Annotated in this window: 12 protein-coding genes; 3 read left to right on the top strand and 9 right to left on the bottom strand. The window is 43.0% G+C overall.

The genetic code is table 11. The features are described from left to right. Positions 1-89 precede the first annotated feature (89 nt). Positions 90-1,019, bottom strand: a complete 930-nt coding sequence (locus KSW37_RS03895) for a glycoside hydrolase family 16 protein (RefSeq protein ID WP_217313392.1) — start codon at positions 1,017-1,019, stop codon at positions 90-92. Between the two features lie 261 nt (positions 1,020-1,280). On the opposite strand from KSW37_RS03895, the gene KSW37_RS03900 reads away from it, so the two are divergent. Together KSW37_RS03900 and KSW37_RS03905 are read left to right on the top strand one after the other, a co-directional pair. Continuing rightward, on the top strand, positions 1,281-2,090 hold the full coding sequence (locus tag KSW37_RS03900; protein WP_217313393.1) for a glycosyltransferase family 2 protein: 810 nt from the start codon (positions 1,281-1,283) through the stop codon (positions 2,088-2,090). 112 nt (positions 2,091-2,202) lie between these two features. After that, positions 2,203-2,796 carry a sugar transferase gene (locus KSW37_RS03905; RefSeq protein ID WP_254368549.1) on the top strand — a complete coding sequence of 198 codons (594 nt, stop codon included), beginning with the start codon at positions 2,203-2,205 and terminating at the stop codon, positions 2,794-2,796. 90 nt (positions 2,797-2,886) lie between these two features. Here the strand turns inward: KSW37_RS03905 and KSW37_RS03910 are convergent, their stop codons facing one another. Beyond that, positions 2,887-4,011 (bottom strand): ATP-binding protein, encoded by a 1,125-nt coding sequence (locus tag KSW37_RS03910; protein ID WP_217313395.1) that lies wholly within the window; start codon positions 4,009-4,011, stop codon positions 2,887-2,889. Between the two features lie 1,228 nt (positions 4,012-5,239). On the opposite strand from KSW37_RS03910, the gene KSW37_RS03915 reads away from it, so the two are divergent. Further along, positions 5,240-6,415 (top strand): DegT/DnrJ/EryC1/StrS family aminotransferase, encoded by a 1,176-nt coding sequence (locus KSW37_RS03915; RefSeq protein WP_217313396.1) that lies wholly within the window; start codon positions 5,240-5,242, stop codon positions 6,413-6,415. Here the strand turns inward: KSW37_RS03915 and KSW37_RS03920 are convergent. The 7 genes from KSW37_RS03920 to leuC form a co-directional block, all read right to left on the bottom strand. After that, entirely contained in the window at positions 6,412-7,137 is a 726-nt protein-coding gene (locus KSW37_RS03920; RefSeq protein ID WP_217313397.1) for a hypothetical protein, read from the bottom strand. The two genes, KSW37_RS03915 and KSW37_RS03920, sit on opposite strands and share 4 nt — an antisense overlap. Beyond that, a complete protein-coding gene (locus KSW37_RS03925) occupies positions 7,118-7,933 on the bottom strand; it encodes a metallophosphoesterase family protein (protein WP_254368548.1) in 816 nt (271 codons plus the stop codon). The genes KSW37_RS03920 and KSW37_RS03925 overlap by 20 nt, the downstream gene beginning before the upstream one ends. A 46-nt stretch (positions 7,934-7,979) precedes the next feature. Then, entirely contained in the window at positions 7,980-8,693 is a 714-nt protein-coding gene (locus KSW37_RS03930; RefSeq protein ID WP_437183106.1) for a hypothetical protein, read from the bottom strand. 202 nt (positions 8,694-8,895) lie between these two features. Then, positions 8,896-9,957, bottom strand: a complete 1,062-nt coding sequence (leuB, locus tag KSW37_RS03935) for a 3-isopropylmalate dehydrogenase (protein WP_217313398.1) — start codon at positions 9,955-9,957, stop codon at positions 8,896-8,898. Positions 9,958-10,129: 172 nt separating this feature from the next. Next, positions 10,130-11,728: an alpha-isopropylmalate synthase regulatory domain-containing protein gene (locus KSW37_RS03940; protein WP_217313399.1), complete on the bottom strand. Its 1,599-nt coding sequence runs from the start codon at positions 11,726-11,728 to the stop codon at positions 10,130-10,132. A 2-nt stretch (positions 11,729-11,730) separates the two neighbouring features. Next, positions 11,731-12,321, bottom strand: a complete 591-nt coding sequence (gene leuD, locus KSW37_RS03945; RefSeq protein ID WP_217313400.1) for a 3-isopropylmalate dehydratase small subunit — start codon at positions 12,319-12,321, stop codon at positions 11,731-11,733. A 111-nt stretch (positions 12,322-12,432) separates the two neighbouring features. Then, positions 12,433-13,827 carry a 3-isopropylmalate dehydratase large subunit gene (gene leuC / locus KSW37_RS03950; RefSeq protein ID WP_217313401.1) on the bottom strand — a complete coding sequence of 465 codons (1,395 nt, stop codon included), beginning with the start codon at positions 13,825-13,827 and terminating at the stop codon, positions 12,433-12,435. Between the last annotated feature and the right edge of the window lie 22 nt (positions 13,828-13,849).

The following is a 13,849-nucleotide window of genomic DNA, read 5'->3' on the forward strand; positions in this document are numbered from 1 at the left end:
GCTATGATGGTACCGATTCATGCGCTACAGTGGTACCGATTCGCCGATACTGTCATATTGACATCTGTAATCAGAAAAGGACACCACTTTTAATAATAAGTGATGTCCTTTTCTCTTTGATATATTCTCACCCAGTCAAACTCGGTTTCATAAGTTGCATGCGGGTCTGGAGCATGCCAGTTGCCATATCCTACACTTTGATTAAGAATAATAAAGAAGGAACGGTCAAACGTCCATTGCCCCTCTTCTAACTTAACGGGGTCATCCGACTTAAGATAGCAGCCAGTAGTCTCTCCATCAATATAAGTAATCAGCGCATGAGGTGTCCATTCCAAACCATAGACATGCCATTTGTCTCGCTCGATATTTCTCGTCAGGAAGACTGTCTTATCGCCACTTTTTTTCAAAATCGCCGTGCGATGCGAATGGAAGGTTTGTCGTGCAATGCCTTCGTCGCCAAAATATTCTATCAGATCCACTTCGCCATATCGATATGGGTTACCAGGAACTTGCGGCATAATCCATGCAGCAGGGAAGTTACCTTTCTGCAGATTCGTTCTCATCCTCACCTCTAATTTTCCATATTTAAAAGCAAACTTATGCTTTGTAAATACAGCACCCGCCAACATCATAGCCGTATCTGCAGGATTAGTATTTGGAATCACCCGGCAAACCAGTCTGCCATTTCTGATGAAGACAACATCAGCCGTATCAGAATTCCACTTTGCCCACAGATTCTTAGCACGTGGCACCCTACTCCATAATTTAGGATTAGGCTGACTACCATCAGGAAGGTTAAATTCCTCCCGAAATACGAGCTTAAATTTTGGATTTTTTTTCTTTGCCCAAACCTTTGCCGTGTCAGAACACAACAAAAATGACAAAGCCAACATAAAAGAGAGATAAAATTTTCTACTAAACATATTTTTTGTGCAAAAATACGACTTTTCTTTAGAACAACAAAATGATTTTTCCTTTTTCTCTTCTATATAAACAATTAAAAATTCCTTAAGGTTCATAATCTCATCCAACACAACGAAAAAGTTCTGATTATCTTCGATTTCACCATATGTGAATTCATATCTTTAGTGATTATAAACATACTGAAGAAAAAAGAAATTACTGCATGTTTCTTCCTTGGAAAATAGCAAATGATTCCAAAGATTCCCCTATACTCAGTTCATCCAATCAGGGCAACATCTTTTTTTTCAAATATTTCTCAGAAAACAAACAATAATACACATAAATTAGCGTTATTATATATAAATATATAGAATATAATGAAAGAAGACTTAGTATCAGTCATCATGCCTACTTATAATGCCGGCAAATTTCTTGCTGACAGCATTCAATGTATACTGAGACAAACATACGATAATCTGGAGCTTATCATTACAGACGATGCATCTACTGATGGAGATACCATCAAGATTCTGAAGGAATTTGCCCAGACAGACAAGAGAGTAAAGATAGAATTACTCTCAGAAAACCATGGACCGGGATATGCCCGAAACGCATGTATCAAAAGAGCTGAAGGAAGATACATCGCATTCTGTGATTGCGACGACAGATGGATTCCTGAGAAACTGGAAATCCAAATCAATTACATGTCAGAAAAGAAGTGCGCTCTCTGCTGTGCAACTTATCTTATATGCAATTCCAACTATGAGGCCACGGGTATCAATATTCCGCCACGCCGCATCACGTATAAAATGATAAAACGTGACAATAAAATCGGATGTCTCACAGCTATCTATGATACAAAAGCTTTGGGGAAGAAATACTATATGCCTACTATCCGCAAAAGACAGGATTGGGCTATGTTTATTCAGATTCTTCAACAATGCAAAATATGCTACGCTTATACCAAAAAGCCTCTAGCCTACTATTGTGTAAGAAAGAATTCAGTTTCCAGGAAAAAGATGCAACTCATTCACTACAACGTAGCTGTATACGAAACCATACTGAAATTCAGCACACTGAAAGCATACTTATACTTCTTTCTGCTGTTTCTACCAAGCTATGGTTGCAAAATTCTAAAAAGAAAACTAGACTCTATACAATATATGCGCACTCTAAACGTTTTATAATAAAACATAAAAGGACAAAATGAATAGAGTGCAACAAAATAAGTCTACGAACATTCCATTCGAAATAGAATTAAATGATAACGTAGCAGACGAACGTTTCATTGCTGACGGCATGACTGAGTTTGAAAGAAATGTAAAACGGGCGGGAGACTTTCTATTAGCTATCTTTGGCTTAATAGTTTTCTCACCTCTATTTGCTGTGTGCTATTTTCTCGTAAAAAGAGAAGATAAGGGACCTGCTATCTTTAAACAAGAGAGAATCGGACGATTCGGCAAACCTTTCTACATATATAAATTCAGAAGTATGAAAGTGGATGCAGAAAAAGATGGTCCTCAACTCTTCCAACATGAACGAGAAACTCGCCTGACACGCATTGGAGCTTTTCTAAGAAGACATCATCTTGATGAATTGCCACAATTATGGAACGTAGCCAAAGGCGACATGGCATTTATTGGTCCACGTCCAGAACGCAAATTTTATATCGACCAGATTATGGAACATGATCCTCGGTATCGTTTTCTTTACCAAATTCGTCCAGGAGTGACTTCTTATGCCACCCTATATAACGGATATACGGATACAATGCCGAAGATGTTGAGAAGACTGAGTCTTGACCTCTACTACCTGGAGCACAGATCCTGGTGGTTTGATGCCAAGATTCTGTTCAAAACTATGATGAACATCCTGTTTGGCAAAATATTTTAATGATTAGCTACTTAGACAATAAAGGGGTGAATACTTTTAATATAATGTGTTCACCCCTTTACTGTATCTTCTTCCTAACCAAATCCTTATTTACCTGTTGGGAAGAATCATACCAAATATTGCATTTCGGACTTCTCGGTTAGGATAGCCTAACATATAACTGCTACCAACAACTTTCTCGATGGTAAGGGAACCGGACTGATAAAGGAAGAGCTTGGGATCATCCATATTGACATCACTCATTTCCAGGAAGTCTGAATCTATCAGACAATTGTCCAGTTCAGGTATCTCGTTGATGAATTTACGCAAAACCTTGAGTAACATTTCGTTGAAACACGAAGCTATCCAATATGAATCAAGGCGAAGATTAACCAATGCATAACATACACTAAAAGGATTGTAAACACCAATAAGACCACGTGAGAAATGATAGCCACCATAGAAAGTACTCATTGTATCCATAAGTTCATCCGGCATGACAGCAACACTGTCTGCCATTCTTAACAGCAGTTCTGAGAAATAATACATGACTTCATCTTTGGTAAAACCGCATATCGTAGCGTACTCATTACTAAAACTGATATTGACTAACGTATTAAGCATACCAAACATACCGATTTGTGTAAACTTGGTAATTCCTGTAATAAACACGCACTTGATGCAGTAACCATAATCCTTTAACCCGGTAAAGAAGTTACGATATATCTCACGGCATGCATCATGATAACCGGTCTCATAAGTATGCAGCAAAGGAGCATCATACTCATCTACGATAATGGCTATCTGGACTCCCGCCTGTTCGTATGCTCTTTGGATGATACCATTTAAACGATTACCTAAAGACTGCTCATCCGGATTTCTGCCATATATCTTCTCGTATGAAGACAATACTTTGTTCAAATATTCTGTAAGCGTCTGAGCAGAAGAACCACCCAAACTCATACTGAAATAGATAACAGGACGTTTAACCCACTCCGTTTCAAGTTCCATAATCTTGAGACCTTCAAAGAGTTCCTTTCTACCCTCAAAATAACACTTAAGGGTAGAGCACAAAAGAGACTTACCGAAACGGCGTGGACGGCTCAGATAATTGTATTTAGTACCATTAGCCAGTTTCCAGACCATATCGGTCTTATCAGCATAGATATAATGATCTCTACGCATCTCTTCAAAATCCTGTATGCCTAAAGGCAATTTAATATTCTGTTGCGTCATCTTGTCTCTTTTTTCTGCAAATATACGCCTTTTATATGAAACAGCCAAACATTTTCAACTTTTCTTAATTACCGCAGCCATATAGTGATTAGAGCCTCAAATGATACCACCATGTTAGCGTGGTTACAGGTATCGCTGTAATTCTCTTCGTAAGCTACTGACTTTTGCATCATAAGTCCCTGACTTTCATATCGTAAGTAACTGACTTTTGCATCGTAAGTCTTTGATTTCCGTCTCGGAAGCAACCGACTTCCGGGTGACAGAGGTGACAGGGAATTCTGAAGATTTACTCTCGCGCGGGCAGGCAGGAACTTTCGGCCTGATTTTTCCTGCCTGCCCGCGTGCGAGGCGAAATGTTGAAAAACTCGTGTCACCCTGTCACCGTGTCACCGTGAACACTGAGTTGAGAATGCGCTGCATAGCTCTCTTGCTATGGGCATAAACTCTCCTGTCTCCGCCTCCGTTGGCTTTCGGAAGTAGAGATCCACAAATTACTGTTTCTGTTACGGCGCCTCTAAAGTAGGTAATAAGGTTCTAAATCTGTGTCACACGGTGCAAAGATAGCAAAAATAAAATAAATGAGAGTTCCCATAGTGGGAACTCGTAAATAATAATTATTGGTTTTTAGAATCTTTTAAACTATGAGGACTGAAAAATATATCCGATTCTCGCAAGTTGCAGAAGAATTTGGAGTTGGAAGAAACCTTATCTAACTGTTGGGAAGAATCATACCCAACATAGCATATTGACTATATATTGATGGCAACCATTTTTATAGAGCGCATATCGAATCAAAACTATGGTGAACATCCTGTTTGGCGAAAGATTTTAGACATCGAACGCTGTGAAAGGGAAAAAGACGGTTTTGTGACAGTTTTTCCATTTCACAGCTTTTTATTTGGCATTATTTATACAAAACTCTGTTTTCTCGTACAAATAGAAAAGACTCCGCAAAGGGTTTTTAAAACTTTTTTTTAAGTTGATGGTAAATTTGTTGCCATTTTATTTTTTTGTTTCATTTTTTTTTAGTACCTTTGCAAACGTTATCCTGAATACAATCTTTTTACCTTAAAGAAAACTAATACCTATTGAATGTAGAGCAGTTGTCTGAGAAGATAGCTGCTCTTGTCTTTTTTATACCTCCACATATAATAAAAACCAAAAAACATCCGTTTTTATTTATAGAAACAAGTTTTATCACTTGGTATAAATCATCACATAAGAAACAATGGAAACAGAAGTAAAGAAGATACCTTATCTCGACCTGAAGGCTATCAATGAGCCATACGAGAAGGAGATAAAGGATGCTATCAACAAGGTGGTCAACAGCGGATGGTATCTGCAAGGCGAAGCCGTAAAGAAGTTTGAAAAATCGTATGCACAGTTTATCGGTACAGAATACTGCATCAGCTGCGCTAATGGGACGGATGCGCTCAAGCTGATGCTGATGGGCGAACTGGCTATCGGAAATCTGCAGAAAGGTGATGAAGTGATTGTGCCTGCCAACACTTATTTCGCTACCGTACTTGCCATCAGCAGCGTTGGACTGACACCTGTATTGGTGGATGCCAATATCGATACATTACAGATAGATGACCGGCTGATAGAAGACAAAATCAGCCCAAAGACAAAAGCCATCATGATTGTTCATCTTTATGGTAAACTGGCATGGACTCCGAAGATTGCAGAAATCTGCAAGAAGCATCATCTCTTGCTTTTTGAAGACAATGCACAGGGATTCGGATGCTCAACTACTCTATCCGAAGACTCTCAGAATACTTCAGAACCACTATCGAAAAGAAGATATACCGGAAATCTTTCGGATGCTGCCGCCCATAGTTTTTATCCTAGCAAGAATCTGGGAGCTTTGGGAGATGCAGGAGCTGTAACTACCAACAACAAGGATTTGGCTGAAGCCATTATGGCTCTACATGAATATGGAAAGATAGAAGACGGCATCTTCAGATATCAGGGCGTAAACTCGCGCATGGATGAGATTCAGGCTGCTGTACTGAATGTGAAACTGCAATACCCTGAAAACGAACAGAAAGCGAGACACAGACAGATACAGCTATACCTGGAACATCTGGATGACGATATCAAGGACAGATGCATCGCTGCGAAACTCATCTCTCCTGCTCATGAAAATGTTTTCCACGTCTTCCCTTTCCTTACCCGGAAACGAGACCAACTGAAAGCTTTCCTGGCTGAGAATGGGGTCGGCACAAAGATTCATTACTTCCGCCCACCCTATCTACAGCCATGTTATCCGGAAATGAATCATCTGGAATTTCCGGTAGCCAAGAGAATAGCTGACGAAGAACTGAGTCTGCCTTGCAACTCATCGCTCAACGATGAAGATATCATCAGAGTAAGCAAACTCATCAACCAGTTCTTGGTTTAAAGGTACTGCACCTTGGCACCGATAGAAAGGCCGAAGACATCCCAGAAACCGGCATTGCCGTTACGGTAGAAACGCATAAAGTAGATATCCGTTGTACCCAACTCATAGAAGAACGTAATACTCTTGATACGCTTACGTTTATTGTGCGGAATATCATACTTAAAACGTTCACCCAAGGCGATATTAGGACGGACTCTGGTAGAGAACGGATAGTAACCGCTTTCATACTTGGTAGGCTGCTTTGTCCAAAAATCATGTCCGAACACCGTATTGAAATACAGGCTGCACTCCAGCGGTTCAAACCACCAGCCCTTACCGATATTACGACGCCAAGGAATGAAATTTTCCTTGAGCGTCATGGTAAACTTCTCATCGTCAGAACTGAACTTCGGGATGTAGCCAAACAAGAGCTGCGTTTCCCACTGGCGGCGCTTACCATATTCCCATCCGATACCCAGCGAAATGATACCCATATTGCCACAGGTCTGAATGATGCCACTAGTAGGTATCAGAAGATCCCAGTGCTTGCGGTAACGCATAATACGACGGTCATATCGGGTCAGTTTGCCATCCGCCAACACTAGAGTATCATGAACGATACTATCCTTCTGTTCCAACTCCTTACTATTCCCAGTAACCTCATCGGCTGCATGAACCTGTACAGAACCGGCAACAAAGAAGGCTCCTATAATGAATATATGCTTAAAACTCAATAACTTCATAACGATAATCTGTTGGAGTAATGGTGAATATATAGTATTGATGCTTAGCGGCATTAGCCACCTGATAATAGATAATGCCATCGCCATAAATGTCATTTTGCTCGGTATGATGACCATGACCGTAAAGACAGCACATCAAACCTGGGAACTGATGCGTATAAAAATTGAAGACCTTAGCTACATTATTATTAAACTGCTCTGAATAAGGGGCAGCATGCATACAGACAATGGTACGCGAAAAGTCATCTGCATCTGCCTTAACCTGCTCTTCCATGAAATCGAAATTAGGTACAGGGCGGGAATAGTCAAACTCAATAGCATTGGTATTGAGACAGACAAACTTTACCTTGCCGGCAATGAAACTGAAATCCGGATTTCCAAAGATTTTCTCATAAGCCTGGTTACCTGTTCCCAAACAGTCATGATTACCCAGCAGAGCCACGTATGGAATCTTCAGTTTCTGAAGATAGTCACGGGTCCACTGGAACTCACGGGTAGCACCAAAGTCGGTAAGGTCTCCACAATGAATCACGAAATCGAGGGAATCACTGCGGCGATTGATATCATTAACCTCACTCTTCAAATCATCCAACCACTGGTGCGAATCACTGATCATAGCAAAACGGATTGTATCTTTCGACTTGACTGCAGCCTCAATCTTCTGAATATTGGTAACATTCAAGTTTCTTGCCCCATCGATTTGCACATCATACGGATGAACATCGAAGACAGTATCGCAAGATGCCATCATACAGAGACTACAAACAGACAGGATATAGGAAATAATTTTATGCATTCTTGTCTTATTAATCATTAAAACTCCTTTTTATAACTCAGAAATACTACTTTTTCTTCTTTTTCAACCTTGCATAGAAATTCTGCAAACGACCTGGCTGACAACCGGCATCGAGCAGTTTCTTCAAATCACGATAGGCTTCGTCTTTTCTTCCTAGCTGAATCAGAATGTCAACATGATTGAAAGCAAAATCCTCGTTACCAGCATCCAGTTCCATCGCCTTAGCGTAATCAAACTCAGCCAGTTCAAGCATTCCCCTCTCCTTCTCCATGCCACCTCTTGCAGCATAAGCCATCGCACTGTCAGGGTATTGCTCTATCAGACCATTGATGCCGTCGTATGCCTCGGTATAATGCTTATCTTTCTCATTGAGCAAAGCCAGACCGAGTTGCGCCTGGAAATTGCCAGGAACAAGTACCAGAAGATTCTGATAATCGAGACGTGCAAAGTTATAACGGAGCAACTTCTCATTGACAAAAGCACGATAGAACAAACCGGCGATACTGGTATTGTTCAGAAAGAGTACCTTATCAAGATCATCCTTTGCATATTGCCACTGTTCCAACTGGATATTCCAAGCAGCCTTTTTCAGTCGCAGATCGATACTGTCGGGATGATATGCAAGCACTTCTGTAGCCTTGGAGAGTGAATCGCGCAAGGCTTTATTCTGAGCAGCACGTGCCTTGTCGGCATCTACGTTCTGCGCAGATACAGATAAAGAAACCATCGATGCCAATAATAATGTATAATAACTTTTCATGGTGCAAAGTTAAGAAGACTTTCGCAAACTGCCAAATAAAAAACTATAAAACTTATTTGAGTTTACAAAAAGAACTAAAATTCAGAAAGACAGGACAATCAACAAGAAAAGCCTTAAGAGAAAGAAACACTCCTCCTAAGGCTTTTATCAAGAAAGCATCTGGATAGAAAATTCACCCAGCGCCGAAAAATCCATTTACAGATTAAGCATTCTTAATCCAGTTAACGATCCACTCGCCAACCTCAGTTGTGCCATAGTGAGCACCGCCCTCTACCTGAATCTCAGGAGTGCGGACATTGGCATCGAGAGAAGCATCTACTGCCTTGCGAATCAAGGTACCCTCCTCGTTCAAACCGAAGTGCTCCAACAACATGGCTGCAGAAAGAATCTGAGCTACAGGGTTAGCCAGGTTCTTGCCAGCTGCCTGTGGCCATGAACCATGAACAGGCTCGAACAAAGGTGTGTGCTCACCGAGAGAGCTAGATGGCTGCAAGCCCATAGAACCGGTGATGCAAGAAGTCTCATCGGTCAGGATATCACCGAAGGTATTCTCTGTAACGATGACATCGAAGAATGTAGGCTCAGTCAACACGCGCATAGAAGCGTTGTCGATGAACATATAATCGGTGTTTACCTCAGGATACTGTGGCTCCATTTCCTTGGCAATCTGGCGCCAGAGACGAGAAGATGCCAATACGTTTGCCTTATCTACTACTGTCAAGTGCTTATTGCGCTTCATGGCAAACTCGAAAGCTACCTTCAAAATGCGCTCAATCTCAGGACGGGTATAGATATCAGTATCGTATGCCTTGTCGTTATCCTGATACTTCTCACCGAAGTACATACCACCAGTCAACTCGCGGATTACTACGAAGTCAGCTCCCTTCAGGAGTTCATCCTTCAATGGTGACTTGTGGAGCAGGCAATCGAATGTAGCCACTGGGCGGACATTGGCAAAAAGACCCAACTTCTTACGCATAGCAAGCAAACCCTGCTCAGGACGAACCTTGGCTGTAGGGTTGTTGTCGAAACGTGGGTCACCAACGGCTGCGAAGAGCACTGCGTCAGCATCCATACAAGTCTTGAAGGTCTCATCTGGGAATGGGTCACCTACCTCATCGATAGCGTGAGCGCCGCAGATAGCCTCGTTGTAAGTAAACTCGTGGTTGAACTTCTCTGCAATGGCCTGCATAACTGCTACGCCCTGCTTCATAATCTCTGGTCCGATACCATCACCGGCGAGAACTGCAATGTTTAATTTCATCTTATTTGTTTTTTTAATTGTTTATTTTTGAATGATTAAAGCTTTTGCCCTTACAGGGCGCATTGCTGAATAGAAACCTTCGGAGATGTTTGCATAACCTTCGGAGATATTTTCGTAACCTTCGGAGATATTTTCATAACCTTCGGAGATAATTTCGTAATCTTCGGAGATATTATTCCATATCCAGATTTCGAGGCGATACAGCCTGTTCGTCGCTCTTATCTGCCTCATACATATTAATCATCTTCAGCGTTGCCTTGATAGCTGCTTCTGTCTGGTCGGCATCCAAGCCTCGGGTACGCCAGATACGGTCACCTTCACGCCAAGTAATGACGGTCTGAACGAGGGCATCTGTACGGCCACCAGGTGGGATGGTTACCTGATAGTTGTCGAGCTTTGGGAAGGTTTTGCCGAGCTTCACCTTGTAGATGTTGCGGAGGGCTTTTACGAAGGCATCATACTGACCATCACCAGAGCTACGGTCTTCATACTCCTTACCATCGATTTCTACCTTTACACTGGCTATTGGCTTCAAACCATAGGAGGTAGACACCATGTAACTGACCAGTTTTACCTTATCCTCAGGAGCTCCATGCTTCAATACATCGCTCACGATGTATGGCAGATCGTCCTGGGTTACCAGTTCCTTACGGTCGCCGAGTTCTGTGATTCGCTTGGTTACGGCCTTAGTCTGCTCCGGAGTCAACTCCAATCCCAGCTCGTTGAGGTTCTGGATGATGTTCGCCTTACCGGAATTCTTACCCAACGCATATTCACGATGTCGGCCGAAACGCTCTGGTACCAGGTCGTTGCAATAAAGCTTATCCTTGTTATCACCATCGGCATGCACACCAGCCACCTGGGTGAAGACATTGTCTCCTACTACCGGTGTATTCGGAGCCACGGCGATGCCACTATATCCTTCTACCAATCGGGAGATATCGTTCAACCGGTCCTCCTTGATGTTGGTCTTTGCCTCAAACATATCCTTCAGAATCACCTGAACACTCGCCAATGGTGCGTTACCACAGCGCTCGCCCAAGCCATTCACTGTAACATGAAGACCTTTTGCACCGCTTAATACGGCAGCCAGAGAGTTGCTCACCGCCAAATCGTAGTCGTTATGAGCATGAAAATCGAAGTGAGAATTCGGATAACGGCGAACCATCTGTCGCATATACTCCACACACTGCAATGGGTTCAGAATACCCAGAGTATCAGGTAGGAGGAATCGCTTGATAGGCAGTTTCACCAACTCATCCATCATCATGAAGAGATAGTCACGGCTGTCGCGCATACCGCTCGACCAGTCCTCCAGGTAGAGATTCACGGTGAATCCCTTGCTCAAAGCATAATCGATGGTCTGCTTGATATGAGCGAGATGCTCCTCAGGCGACATCTTGAGCTGCTGGGTACAGTGCTTATAGCTACCCTTAGCCAAGAGGTTGATGACATGACCACCGCATTCGGCTATCCAATCCACACTCTTGTTGTTATCCACGAATCCCAATACCTCAACGGAATCCAATTTACCTATGGTCTTGGCATAACGGCAAATTCGAGCGACAGCATCCTTTTCGCCTTCCGACACACGCGCTGAAGCCACCTCAATGCGATCTACATTGATATCATGCAACAGCATTCTTGCTATCATCAATTTCTCGTGAGGAAGGAAACTGACACCATTGGTCTGCTCGCCGTCGCGCAACGTGCAATCCATGATTTCAATCTCCTTGAAGCGGGAATTATCTCTCTTTGCGTTAACGTTCATAATTACTTGTTTTTAACTTCCCAAGCCTCTACCTTGTCACGGTTCTGAACGAGGAAATCTACATCGTCCAAACCGTTCTCCAGGCAGTGCTTCTTGTAGCCATTGATTTCAAAGTGCTCGCTCTTGCCGGTAGCAAGATTGGTCACAGTCTGGTTAGGAAGATCTACCTTCACCTCTGTCTTGTGATCCTTGTCAATGCTCTCAAAGAGCTCCTTCAGGAATTCCTCGCTTACCACTACTGGCAATACGAGGTTGTTCAGCTCGTTATTCTTGTGGATATCAGCAAAGAAAGAACTGATAACCACACGGAAGCCTGCACCTGCGATAGCCCAGGCAGCGTGCTCACGGGAAGAACCGGAGCCGAAGTTCTTACCAGCTACGAGGATGACGCCACTGTAAGAAGGGTCGTTCATCACGAAGTCTGGCTTTGGAGTTCCGTCGGCATTATAACGCCAGTCGCGGAAGAGGTTGTCGCCCATACCCTCCTTGTCGATAGCCTTGAGGAAGCGGGCTGGTATGATCTGGTCTGTATCTACATTCTCCAAAGGAAGAGGAATGCAGCTTGATGTAATTACATTGAATTTCTGTTTCATCGTTGTTGTAATGTTTAATTTTTAATGTTTAGTGTTTACTTGATTGAATCGTGATTGATAGTTATAAGGCGAAGCCCAACTAATCACTAATCACTAATCATTAATCACTATTTACATAAACTCTCTTGGGTCGGTAATCTTACCTGTGATAGCGGCAGCGGCAGCTACGTATGGACTGGCAAGGATTGTGCGGGAACCTGGTCCCTGACGACCCTCGAAGTTACGGTTAGATGTACTTACAGAGTACTTGCCTGCAGGAATTTTATCATCGTTCATTGCCAAGCAGGCAGAGCATCCTGGCTGACGGATTTCGAAGCCGGCAGCCTCTACAATCTTATCAATTCCCTCTTCACGTATCTGCTTATCAACCAACCATGAACCTGGTACAAGCCAAGCTGTAACACCCTCTGCTTTCTTCTTTCCTTTAACCAAAGATGCAAAAGCACGGAAGTCTTCGATACGGCCATTGGTACATGCGCCCAGGAATACATAATCGATAGGATGACCCTCGAGTTTCTCGCCTGGCTGGAAGCCCATGTAGTTGAGGCTCTTCTTGAAACCAGCCTGCTCTTCCTCTGGAATCTCATCGAGTGTTGGGATATTCTCTGTGATACCGATACCCATACCAGGATTGGTACCATAGGTGATACGTGGTTCGATATCCTTGGCGTCGAAAGTCAACTCCTTGTCGAAGACAGCATCATCGCCACTCTTCAAGGTCTTCCAGTAAGCTACAGCCTTGTCCCACTCTTCACCCTTAGGTGCATATTCACGACCCTTGATGTACTCGAATGTTGTCTCATCAGGAGCTACGAAACCACCACGGGCACCCATCTCGATAGAAAGGTTACAGAGGGTAAGACGACCTTCCATTGACATATCCTTCACTACATCGCCACTGTACTCAACGAAGTAACCGGTAGCACCCGAAGTAGTGAGCTGGCTCATCAGATAGAGCGCAACGTCCTTGGCTGTAACACCCTTGCTGAGCTTTCCGTTGATGCTGATACGCATAGACTTTGGCTTGCTCTGGAGAATACACTGTGAAGCCATCACCATCTCGACCTCAGAAGTACCGATACCGAAGGCAACGGCACCCATAGCACCATGGGTAGAAGTATGAGAGTCACCACAAACGATGGTCATACCAGGAAGAGAAAGACCCTTCTCAGGACCAACCACGTGGATGATACCATTGTCCTTGGTGTTCATGGCAAAGTGGGTTACACCGAAATCAGCGGTGTTCTTTGCCAATGTATCTACCTGTTTCTTTGAGATAGGATCCTCGATAGGTTTGTCCTGATCGTGGGTTGGAGTATTATGGTCAGGCATACAGAAAATCTGGTCTGGACGGAACATCTTGAGTCCGCGTGCTCGCATACCAGCGAATGCCTGAGGTGATGTTACTTCGTGACAGTAGAGACGGTCGATGTAAAGCTGAGTAGGACCGTCCGGAACAATCTGGACAACGTGCTTGTCCCAAATCTTGTCGAATAATGTATTCATAATATCTCTTGTTATATATATG

Origin of the sequence: Segatella copri, from assembly GCF_019127135.1 — a bacterium.
Classification (GTDB): Bacteria; Bacteroidota; Bacteroidia; order Bacteroidales; family Bacteroidaceae; genus Prevotella.

Excerpts from the sequence above, each read along its gene's own strand:
- KSW37_RS03920 (WP_217313397.1), bottom strand. The coding sequence starts at position 7,137 with ATGAAGTTATTGAGTTTTAAGCATATATTCATTATAGGAGCCTTCTTT.
- KSW37_RS03900 (WP_217313393.1), top strand. The coding sequence starts at position 1,281 with ATGAAAGAAGACTTAGTATCAGTCATCATGCCTACTTATAATGCCGGC.
- leuB (WP_217313398.1), bottom strand. The coding sequence starts at position 9,957 with ATGAAATTAAACATTGCAGTTCTCGCCGGTGATGGTATCGGACCAGAG.
- KSW37_RS03910 (WP_217313395.1), bottom strand. The coding sequence starts at position 4,011 with ATGACGCAACAGAATATTAAATTGCCTTTAGGCATACAGGATTTTGAA.
- KSW37_RS03940 (WP_217313399.1), bottom strand. The coding sequence starts at position 11,728 with ATGAACGTTAACGCAAAGAGAGATAATTCCCGCTTCAAGGAGATTGAA.
- KSW37_RS03915 (WP_217313396.1), top strand. The coding sequence starts at position 5,240 with ATGGAAACAGAAGTAAAGAAGATACCTTATCTCGACCTGAAGGCTATC.
- KSW37_RS03925 (WP_254368548.1), bottom strand. The coding sequence starts at position 7,933 with ATGCATAAAATTATTTCCTATATCCTGTCTGTTTGTAGTCTCTGTATG.
- KSW37_RS03895 (WP_217313392.1), bottom strand. The coding sequence starts at position 1,019 with ATGAACCTTAAGGAATTTTTAATTGTTTATATAGAAGAGAAAAAGGAA.
- leuD (WP_217313400.1), bottom strand. The coding sequence starts at position 12,321 with ATGAAACAGAAATTCAATGTAATTACATCAAGCTGCATTCCTCTTCCT.
- KSW37_RS03930 (WP_437183106.1), bottom strand. The coding sequence starts at position 8,693 with ATGAAAAGTTATTATACATTATTATTGGCATCGATGGTTTCTTTATCT.
- KSW37_RS03905 (WP_254368549.1), top strand. The coding sequence starts at position 2,203 with ATGACTGAGTTTGAAAGAAATGTAAAACGGGCGGGAGACTTTCTATTA.
- leuC (WP_217313401.1), bottom strand. The coding sequence starts at position 13,827 with ATGAATACATTATTCGACAAGATTTGGGACAAGCACGTTGTCCAGATT.